This is a genomic window from Flavobacterium sp. UBA4854 (genome assembly GCF_002399805.1).
GTDB classification, from domain to species: domain Bacteria; phylum Bacteroidota; class Bacteroidia; order Flavobacteriales; family Flavobacteriaceae; genus Flavobacterium; species Flavobacterium ginsengisoli.
Genome location: NZ_DHEI01000026.1, coordinates 1 through 9854 on the forward strand (window position 1 = coordinate 1; position 9854 = coordinate 9854).

13 protein-coding genes and 1 pseudogene are annotated in these 9854 nt (G+C 31.9%); 2 read left to right on the plus strand and 12 right to left on the minus strand.

Features of this window, described 5'->3' with window-relative positions:
• A pseudogene (locus B3J44_RS02830) lies at positions 1–258 on the minus strand (VOC family protein); the annotation flags it as partial.
• Positions 259–384: 126 nt separating this feature from the next.
• On the opposite strand from B3J44_RS02830, the gene B3J44_RS02835 reads away from it, so the two are divergent.
• Complete coding sequence (locus B3J44_RS02835; protein WP_286965653.1) at positions 385–735, plus strand: DUF2200 domain-containing protein; 351 nt, start codon at positions 385–387, stop codon at positions 733–735.
• A 35-nt stretch (positions 736–770) separates the two neighbouring features.
• Here B3J44_RS02835 and B3J44_RS02840 read toward each other — a convergent pair whose 3' ends face one another.
• The 5 genes from B3J44_RS02840 to B3J44_RS02860 all read right to left on the minus strand — a co-directional run bounded on the left by B3J44_RS02840 (position 771) and on the right by B3J44_RS02860 (position 3695).
• On the minus strand, positions 771–1328 hold the full coding sequence (locus tag B3J44_RS02840; protein ID WP_286965654.1) for a DUF4256 domain-containing protein: 558 nt from the start codon (positions 1326–1328) through the stop codon (positions 771–773).
• A 12-nt stretch (positions 1329–1340) separates the two neighbouring features.
• On the minus strand, positions 1341–1718 hold the full coding sequence (locus B3J44_RS02845; protein ID WP_286965655.1) for a DoxX family protein: 378 nt from the start codon (positions 1716–1718) through the stop codon (positions 1341–1343).
• A 7-nt stretch (positions 1719–1725) separates the two neighbouring features.
• Complete coding sequence (locus B3J44_RS02850; protein WP_286965656.1) at positions 1726–2193, minus strand: SRPBCC domain-containing protein; 468 nt, start codon at positions 2191–2193, stop codon at positions 1726–1728.
• A 3-nt stretch (positions 2194–2196) separates the two neighbouring features.
• The gene (locus B3J44_RS02855; protein ID WP_198855646.1) at positions 2197–2514 is read right to left on the minus strand and encodes an ArsR/SmtB family transcription factor; all 318 of its coding nucleotides are present in this window, start codon (positions 2512–2514) and stop codon (positions 2197–2199) included.
• A gap of 128 nt (positions 2515–2642) precedes the next feature.
• Entirely contained in the window at positions 2643–3695 is a 1053-nt protein-coding gene (locus tag B3J44_RS02860) for a linear amide C-N hydrolase (RefSeq protein WP_286965657.1), read from the minus strand.
• A 233-nt stretch (positions 3696–3928) separates the two neighbouring features.
• Here B3J44_RS02860 and B3J44_RS02865 point away from each other — a divergent pair, with 233 nt between their 5' ends.
• Positions 3929–4903 carry an alpha/beta hydrolase gene (locus B3J44_RS02865; protein ID WP_286965658.1) on the plus strand — a complete coding sequence of 325 codons (975 nt, stop codon included), beginning with the start codon at positions 3929–3931 and terminating at the stop codon, positions 4901–4903.
• A gap of 22 nt (positions 4904–4925) precedes the next feature.
• Here the strand turns inward: B3J44_RS02865 and abc-f are convergent, their stop codons facing one another.
• From abc-f to B3J44_RS02895, 6 genes are all read right to left on the minus strand, one after another.
• Positions 4926–6512, minus strand: a complete 1587-nt coding sequence (gene abc-f / locus B3J44_RS02870; protein ID WP_286965659.1) for a ribosomal protection-like ABC-F family protein — start codon at positions 6510–6512, stop codon at positions 4926–4928.
• Between the two features lie 205 nt (positions 6513–6717).
• Positions 6718–7089 (minus strand): hypothetical protein, encoded by a 372-nt coding sequence (locus B3J44_RS02875; RefSeq protein WP_233074056.1) that lies wholly within the window; start codon positions 7087–7089, stop codon positions 6718–6720.
• 216 nt (positions 7090–7305) lie between these two features.
• A complete protein-coding gene (locus tag B3J44_RS02880; protein ID WP_198855651.1) occupies positions 7306–8238 on the minus strand; it encodes a transglutaminase in 933 nt (310 codons plus the stop codon).
• 18 nt (positions 8239–8256) lie between these two features.
• Entirely contained in the window at positions 8257–9108 is an 852-nt protein-coding gene (locus B3J44_RS02885) for a substrate-binding domain-containing protein (protein ID WP_278021662.1), read from the minus strand.
• A gap of 54 nt (positions 9109–9162) precedes the next feature.
• Positions 9163–9639 carry a DUF4265 domain-containing protein gene (locus B3J44_RS02890; RefSeq protein ID WP_286965662.1) on the minus strand — a complete coding sequence of 159 codons (477 nt, stop codon included), beginning with the start codon at positions 9637–9639 and terminating at the stop codon, positions 9163–9165.
• Positions 9639–9854, minus strand: a 216-nt coding sequence (locus tag B3J44_RS02895) for a VOC family protein (protein WP_349678282.1), incomplete at its 5' end; no start/stop codon positions are given. The genes B3J44_RS02895 and B3J44_RS02890, both read right to left, overlap by 1 nt.

Consider the following 9854-nt stretch of genomic DNA (forward strand, 5'->3'; position numbering starts at 1 on the left):
CACACGATAATTGATCATAAAATCCTTTTTTGAAGGTAAAAAGTAATCATCTCCTTTTGGAAACGGACTCCATTGCAGCGAATTTATTTGGTCTGGATTATTTAAATCTCTCGAATCAAAGCTTGAAGAGCCCCACGCATTTATATCAAATCCTAGATTTTTAGTGTACCAATCTTTTGTTTCTTTTGGATTATCCGAATAAAAGAAGATGCCGCCAATTCCGATTACTTTAGGTGTTTTAGTATCTTGGTTTTCCATAGAAATAACTTTTAAAAATTCCTTGATTTTTTGAAACCCTAAGGTATTAAATATTGTTTGTATTTTTATTCTAACAGCTTTTGATTTATATTTACATAACTGCATTTCTAGCAAAATGATACTACAATGAAAACAGAAAGAATTTACAAAATACTATTTTCTAGCGTTTATCCTTTATACATTCAAAAAGTCGAAAAAAAAGGAAGAACAAAAGAAGAATTAGACATCGTAATCAAATGGCTTACAGGATATAGTGACGAGCAAATTAAAGCACAAATTGAAAAGAAAGTAGATTTTGAAACCTTCTTTGCCGAAGCTCCAGAAATCAATCCGAATGCATCCAAAATTACTGGAGTTATCTGCGGATATCGAGTAGAGGAGATTGAAGATCCTCTAATTCAAAAAATGCGATATCTAGATAAATTAATTGATGAAATTGCTAAAGGCAAAAAAATGGAAAAAATTTTAAGAGAATAAAAAAAGTCCTTCAAATTACTTGAAGGACTTTAATTTTAAATTCTTAACAAACCACGAAAACCTCTCGCGGCATAATAAGAATCGGCACCATTATGATATACAAAAACAGTATTATATCTGAAATCTGAGAAAATTGCTCCTCCCAATTTTCGTATTTCTGATGGAGTTAAAATCCAGCTTGAAGTTTTGGCATCAAATTTTCCTAGCTTTTGCAAATCTTTATATTGTTCTTCATTTAAAATTTCTATTCCCATTTCTTGCGCCATATTTATAGCGCTGTCTGCAGGTTTGTGTTCTTTTCTTTTTTCCAACGCTTCATGATCATAGCAAATGCTTCTGCGTCCTTTTGGGCTCTCTGCAGAACAATCTACAAACAAATATTCATCCGTTTTTTGATCATAGCCAATAACATCTGGTTCGCCTTCCGTTCTTTCCATTTCATCAAGCGACCATAACTTTGACGGATTTGCCTTTAATTTGATTTCTATTTTTGACCAATCTAGATTTTCATGTCGACTTTTATTTTTCTCAAAACGTTTTTCAAGAATGCTTAAAAGTTCTTCTTGTTGGTTTGCTGTCAGTTGTTTTTTCATGATTTTGACTTTTTAGTTAGAAGTACATCTTCTGCTTTCTGGTCTAAAATACCAAGAAACTACAGTAAGAACAATTAATAATATTGGTCCGAAAAGTGTTGAAGCATCTTCTTTTACAGCCAAATGCGAAACAACAGCTCCAGACATCGCAAAAAAGAAACCAGCATAAGCCCATTCTTTCAATAAACCGAATTTAGGAATCAAAATAGCAATTACACCCAAAAGTTTCCAAACCCCTAAAAGAGTCAAGAAATAAAGCGGATAACCCAAACGCTGTATCATTTCAGCTTCTTCTTTCATTGGTATAAGCTGTACAATTCCTGTAGAAATCATTCCCAAAGCCAACCAAAGTGTGGCAATCCAATAAATAATTTTATTACGTTTTGTCATGATTACTTTATTTAAGTTTAGTTACAATTTCTTCTAATCTACTATGCGCCATATTTAATCCTTGCGCAAATGGCATTTTTAATTGTGTGGCTCTATGCTCAATTGATTTGTAAATAATCTGCATCGTTAATCTACTGGTATCGTCAGTTAGTTTTTCAAACTCTAAAAACTCCAATTGAGGTGCAAAATTGATATTTTCCATTTCAAACGTGCGTACTATTTTTTGATTTGGAACAAAATCATGAATAACGCCATTAGCTTTAAAAACTACATTTCCGTTGGCATCACTAGTTTCAAACTCCCATCCTCCATATTTTTTATTTTCAAGCTTCAAAACTTTTGTTCCCATCCATTGTGCTACAATTTCAGGATCTTCATAAGCTTTAAATAATAATTCTACAGGCAAATCAAATTCTCTTGTAATTACAAGATCGTGTCGGTCGTCTTCAGCATGAATTTTGGTTTTCTTTTCCATGGTTTATTTTTTATAGTTTTTCATAATTGATTCTAACTTATTAAAACGATCATCCCACATTTTTCTAAATGGCTCGATGAATTTGTCAATTTCTTTCATTTTTTCTGGATTTAAATGATAATAAATTTCTCTTCCGTTTTGTGTTTGATGCAACAATTCACATTCGCTTAGAATTTGAATATGCTTTGAAATCGTCTGTCTTGACGAATTAAAATTCTCGGCAATTGCCCCAGGAGTCATAGCCTGAATGGCAACCAAACTTAAAATAGCTCTTCGAGTAGGATCGGCTATTGCTTGAAAAACGTCTCTTCTAATTTCCATTATGCAGTTATTTGACTGCAAATATAATGAAGTCATTTGACTGCGCAATATTTTTTTTGATTTATTTTCAAAAAACAAACCCTTCAAACTTTTCAATTTGAAGGGTTTAACTATATTTTTGACTAACTTTAATCAAGTCCTGCAAACTGAAAAGGCTTTGTTTCCTTGAAATTTAGTAGTGAATCGCCTGCATAATTCTCATTATTGGCCAAACTTAATTTCTTGATTTTTCCTTTTTCACTAAAATCAATTTTACTGAATTCAACCCAAATCACATTTGGATTCAGAACATTATCAAAATAATAAACCAAGTTTTTTTGATCTGCAACTGTTCTCCAGCGAGTAGAGGAGATGTTCGGTTCGGTTTCAGACGAAATTCCAAGCGGAACAGAACAGTTTCTAATTACTCCAAAAACACTTGCCAAAGCTGTTCTAGTGTTATCTGTTTTCGGAATGGCATCGATATAATAAGAAGCTCTTACAAAACGATCTGCCGCACGATTGGTTCCAGGAAGCATAATAGTGCCAGGAATTCCTTTCCAATACGCGTTAATTGCCAATTGCTGATCAAAAATTGGAGAATTAGTCATCGTTACATACTTTCTGTCGTGATGAATAATCAGTTTGCCGTTTATATATTCGAAAATAGCATTGTCTCCACTAGAATCAGAAATAGATAAATGTACAGTAGCAAAAATGTTAGTTCCTGGAATATGAGAAGAAGCAATCACAAAATCGTTCTTTTCTAATGCTGATACCGTTTCTGCAACTGTCGAAAAATTATCTAAAACATATTGGAGCCATAACGAAACCGCCAAACCTTTTACTTTACCATTTTTTTCAAATGCAGGATATTGCGATTCTACAAGCCACAAAAGATTGCCTACAAGTCCTTTTTCGTTCATTCCATCAGAAGAGGCAATATCCCACGAACTTGTAATTACACTTCCATATTTCGATTTCCATTTGATAGAACTGGTTCCAGCTTCTCCGTTTCTTTCAATTCCACGAGGAAAGATCCACAAATTGGCCGGAATTTCACCTTTCCAATCCATAGAACGTGCAGTAATAATTGTTCCGTTTAAGCCTTCATAAACGACTCTCGTACAAGGCAAGACAGTTTCAGTTATTAATAATGTAAAAGCAAGTAGGGCAGGAAGAATTCTGTTTTTTAGTTTCATAAATTTAGACATTTAATTAAACGTTAAGTTCTGATTTTCAACAGTGTATTTTAAAGAGGAATAGCTTTATAAAAAGCTTCTCTGCAATTTACTGATTTTATGTAAAAAATTGGCTATAAATTATTTAGTATAAAATCGCTAAACATTATTTAGAATGATTATAAATACTTTTGAATTAGAGCAAAAATAGGTTTACTTTTGGAGCTAACAGCAAGTATTCTAAACAATATAAAATGATAAAAAATATATTCAAAATCTTAAAAATAGCATTCATATCATTTCTAGTTTTAATTTTTATAGGATTTTTATTTGAACAAATTGCACGCTTTTACTTTGACAGTAAACGTCCTGATAATAATGAATTTGTAAAAATAGATGGCCGAAATATTCATTACAAAAAGCAAGGAAATGGTTCTTGTACCATAATTTTTGAATCTGGTTTAGGTGGAGATTATCTACATTGGCAGGAAATCCAAAAGAAACTTTCTAAAAAATACACCACAATTTCTTATGATAAAGCTGGAATTTTATGGAGTGATTCTTCTCAAGAAATTTCATTAAAAAGATATTCTAGCGATTTAGAAGAATTACTGAAGCTGACCAATTGTCCAAAACCATACATTTTAGTTGGACATTCCTTTGGTGGAATTACTCCAAGATTGTTTCTTCAAAAAAATAAAAAAGATATGGCGGGAATTGTTTTTGTTGATGTAACACATCCAAAGCAGTTAGAAAAATCGTCAGAAGCTTTGAGAAATTCGGTTCAACCTCCGCCCAGAATACTTTTAAGTTTTTTGAACGAAATTGGCGTTATTAGAATCCTTTATAGTAATACTGGTTTTACAACAGTTGTTCCTAAAACGCATTGGTTCAATCAAAATGTAAAAAAATATTTTTATCGCATTTTTGACGGAATGATGACAGAACTTGAAAATGATAAAAAACTAATGAAGGAAGCCTCGGTAATAAATGGTTTTGGTTCCGTTCCATTAACAATAATCACTGCAAAATATCCTGACGGTGTAGAAGGAATGAAGGATAAAAAATTAGAAAAAGAATATTTGACTATACATAACACATTGCAAATAGATTTACTGCAATTGTCATCAAATAGCAAACAGGTTTTTGCAGAAAAAAGTGGTCATTATATTACACTTCAAGAACCAGATTTAATTTGCAATGAAATTGAAAAATTAGCGCCGAGATAATTCTCAGCGCTAACTGTTTTGTTTAAAGTAAAATACTTTTTTCAATATTAATCTGTTCCAAAAACGATTGATCGTGTGAAATCACAATTAAAGTGCCTTGATATTCGTTGATAGCCGAAGTCAATATTTCTATATTTTGAATATCCAGATTATTTGTTGGTTCATCTAAAATTATAATCTCTGGCGATTCGTTGCTAATCGTTAAACAGCATAACATTAAGCGCATTCTTTCGCCACCGCTCAGCGCATTGCAAGGTTTGTCCCAATCATTTCTAGAAAACAAAAAGCGATTCAGTCTCATTTTGATTTCATGTTCTTCTAAACCGCAATCATTGAAAACCTGAGCTTGTTCGTATATTTTAAGATTTTGGTTTAATAAAGAATAATCTTGGTCTATATAAATTGCTTTTTTATCCAAACAAGTTATTTGTCCTTTAGTTGGATTTAATTCTCTAAGAATAATTTTAATTAAAGTTGTTTTTCCAGAGCCATTTAATCCTTTTACAGCCAAACGATCTCCTGACAGAATTTCAAAATTTAGATTTTCATTCCAAAGATTCCTCTCACCATAATTGTAATTTATTTCTGAAGCCTTAAAAAGAATTTTTCCTTTAAGAAAAGAAGAATTATTAAAACCAAATTTCATTTGATCTATTGCAGGAAGTGATGATCGAAGTTGTCGTAAATCTTCAGAAATACCGCTAATTTTCTCGGCATGAACATCTTTAATCTTAGAACTGCTATTTTCAGCTTTATTTCTGAGTGTATTCATCATAATTCTGGCAACACCCGATTTTTCTTGTTTCTTTTTGCCTCTCGAATCTAATTTATTTTGACGTTCAATACTTTCTCGTTCTTTTTCTTTGGCTTTTTTCAATGCCTTTTCTTTGCTCTGAACATCTTGTTCTAAGGCATTATTTTCAACTTTTTTCTGTTCGCTATAAAAATCATAATTCCCTCCATAAACAGAAATTTCATTTTTGGTCATTTCCAGCGTCTTATTCAAAAGATTGAGCAATGTTCTGTCGTGACTGACAATAAGCAATGTACTAGAGGTAGATTTTATAAAATCATATAATAACGTTCTGCTGGCAAAATCCAGATGATTACTAGGCTCATCTAATAAAACCAAGTCGGGTTCGTGAATCATCATTCCTGCCAAAAAGACTTTTGTCTTCTGTCCGCCGCTTAAAGTTTGCATTTTCTGGTTCAGATCCAAATCATGCAATTGCCAATAAGACAAAGCTTCATTACAGCGTTCTTCAATCGTCCAGTCGTCATCTAACAATTGAAGATTTTCTTCAGTCACAATACCTTCAAGTATTTCTTTAAGTGAACTTATTTTTTCCTTTACGTGCAAAGCTTCAGCAACCGTAAAATCGTTAAACTGACCAAATAATTGCGGAACAAAATAAGGCTTAGAATTTTGAATTATCTGCCCTGAAAAAGGTTTTAATTCGCCAGCAATAATTTTTAAAAGTGTAGATTTTCCAACACCATTATTTCCAACCAAAGCGGTTTTATCGTGATTGTTTAGCGTAAAGCTAATGTTTTGAAACAGCATGTCTTTATTCTCATGCTGATATGAGATATTTTGAAGAATAAGCATAATTCCTTTCTTTTAAAGATAAATAATCTAGCAGCCACAAAGTTGTGGTCGCTTACTACATTTTCCTGAAAGAAATTATTTTTCACATATGCCAGTGCTTATTTTAAGAAGTGCAAAGATATTTATTTTAACTTTAAAAATCAAAAAACCATTCTTTACAATTGTAACGAATGGTTTTTGTGCTGAATTACGATGTAATTCTTATTTAAATTTTATCAAATGTTAGTTTTGCTTCTTTGGTGTCTAAAATTAACTTATCATCTGTTATAGTGCTTTCACAAACGTAAGGTGTGCCAACTTCATCTTTTATAACTAGTTTTTTACCTTTTTCTGTTAGCGCATAAGTTCCGTCTGTGATTTCACGAAGCAAATATCCTGTTACATGCCCATCTTCAGTAAAAGTAAGCATACCGTTGGTTAAAATTGCGTTTTTTGTAGAATCAGAAACAGTTTCTTTTGGTTCAACAGCAGTAACTTTCCATGAATTCACAAGCTTGTCTCTTTTACGATGGCATGAAACAATTAATACGACGACAGCAATGGCAATTACGAGGGTAAATAATTTAGAGTTTTTCATGATTTTGTGATTAAAAGTTAAACAGGAAAAAGTTACAAAAAAAAATAACATTAAAATATTCGGAATCAAATATTTATAAAGATTTTTTTTACTTCTTAAATCGAATAGCTTTTAATTTGAAAAGTCTTTGTTTTTGGGACTTCTACTGATAACCAACCACTTAAGCATTGACTATTGTAGCAATAAAAAATTACAAAATAGACACTTTGAGACAGGTTAATTAAGAGTTAAAGCTCCCAAAATTTCCTCATACATAAAAGGGCCACCAGGATAAGTTGCAGTATAATCTAGATTCATCCAGACTTGTCCACGCTCGTCTATGTGGTAGTGTAATTTTTTGCCGTAGCTTTCTTTTACAAAAAGAACATTTTTGATCAAATAATTGACTTTTTCTAGATCAATCATCGAACCAATTAAAATTTCGGGATAAATATGCCCTTTGGTATGAATAAGGCGAGGAGTTCCGCCAATTGCGCGTACAGCTGCCGCCATCAAAATAGAGTGATCATCGCAATCGCCTGAGAAATATTCAAGAGATTCGCTGGCAGTTGCGATGTAATCACCTTCTTTTGGATCGTTTACATAATTCCATCTGCTGTTTATTTCTTTAAAAACTGCAAAACACTGAATTATAGTTCGATAATCTGAATAGCCTCTAATCTTTTTAAAATGCTTTGTAGTGGCCATAATGGCAAAATTTCGCACTTTAGGATTTTGGTACTCTATAGCATTTATAATCTTTGATTTATTAGGAAACGGAAGCAGTTTTGCTACAATAATGTCCTGCGGATAAGGATTATCAGACATGGTATAAATCATAGAATTGTAATCTTCTGAGATTTCGCTAAAACCGTAATTTCCAATAACCGATCCGTAAAATAGAATTATCAAGTAAACGGCAACACATAAAATAATTATTGTTCTGAGATACATCAGAAGAAAAAATATGGCTGCAAAAACAAAAATAAAGATGAATACGCGATCGAGATTGAACGCCCATTCTAAATCTATTAAATTTTGATGCAGAATAATGAAAATCGGAATTGTAATTAAAAGACTTAAAATCGAAATAATAATCCTGTCCCACGGTGATTTCACCTGTAGCTTGGATTTTAAATACGGTAAGTCAATTTTAGGGAATTTCATCATACGAATCAAAAAGCAGTATTACAATGCTTTTACTGTTTCTACAAAAATACTTTTTTTATCAATAATTCCCAGATCAAATAATTGATTTTGAATTTTATTAAAAGATTTTTCTGTCAAATTTTTTTGTGACCACTGAGTCAATTTTAGCCATTCTTTAATATCTTCTGCTTTTTGATTAAAAAGCTTTGATAATTTCTTGTCGATTTCTGGAATCTCTTTAAAATCAACTGTTGTTTTGTTGATTATTTTGAGAATCATTTCTACTGTTTTGGCGTTCTTTTTTAAAAACTCATCACGGCCTACAATTATAAATGAAGGCCAAGGAGTAGGGCAGTCATCAATTCTTCTAAAAACTCCTTTATCTACTAGAGGTTTGGTCATAAAACGTTCCCACATAAAATAATCGGCTTTCTTGCTTGTTAAAGCATCAACAGCGCCATCAATAGTGTTTACAATTTCAAACTCAAGATCATCCATTTCCCAGCCTTGTTCATTTGCATTTACATAAGCCATCAATTGTGATCCAGAACCAATTCTCGAAATTGCCACTTTTTTATTTTTAAGATCTTTCAAGGTCTGAAAATCAGATTTTGCATCAACGTGAATTCCCCAAATTAAAGGAGATTGCACATAAATCTGAACAATTTTACTCGGATTTCCAGCCGAAATATCTTTTAAAATTCCTTCGGTCAAAATAACAGCAAGATCTGTTTCTCCATCACGAAGCATTTGGCACATTTTACCCGTTCCTTCGGGCACATTTGTCCATTGTAAGTCGATGTTCTCTTCTTCAAATTCACCGTTTTCAATGCATAGATGCCACGGCAAATTGAAGTGTTCTGGAACACCCGCAATTTTGACAGTTTTCATTTATTTTAAGTTTAAGTTAAGTTGATTGGTATGCGTAATCTTATCGTTATTAGTTTAGTTTTTTAATAAATCTGCCCTATGTTTTTCTGAAAGGCAAGGTTCTGCAAATTCAATAATATCTTGTGATTCGTATTCATTCAATAGGTTTCTTACCAAAGAATAATCTACATCTTTGGCTATTTCTGCTGCAAAAAAAGTTTCATTTAATCCTTCAGACAAACAATTTATTGCATTTAATTTTTCGCGAATAATTTCTTTATCAAAACCTTTTTCTAAAACAGCAATCTGAACAATCGAATTTCCAGAGTTTTGAATCGTTTTTCTATGCATGAAACGTTCTTCTGTTTCGTCATATTCTGCATAAAAAATATCATCAGTAGCAATTAAAGGTCCGAAAAAAGGGATATTATCCAATTTAAAAAGTCCTTTTTCTAAATCTATAATTTCTGCCCACATCGTCTCAGAAACTACTTCGTCTAGATAATCACTGTAGTATTTAAATAATATTTTCTTGTGAGTTTCTTGTTCCATTATTCAATTTCGCTGATTACAGCTTTTAAAGGTGATATTACGATTCTATAGCCATCTGGATCCTGAATCATTTTTCCATTTTCATTCCAAAACGGATTCAGTGCACGTATAACTGCAATATTATACTTTGTTAATTTATTTACTAATTTATCGTAATCTGCAATAGTTTTAGGATATAAAACCATTACATCATCTTCATCAAAAGTATGTTTGGC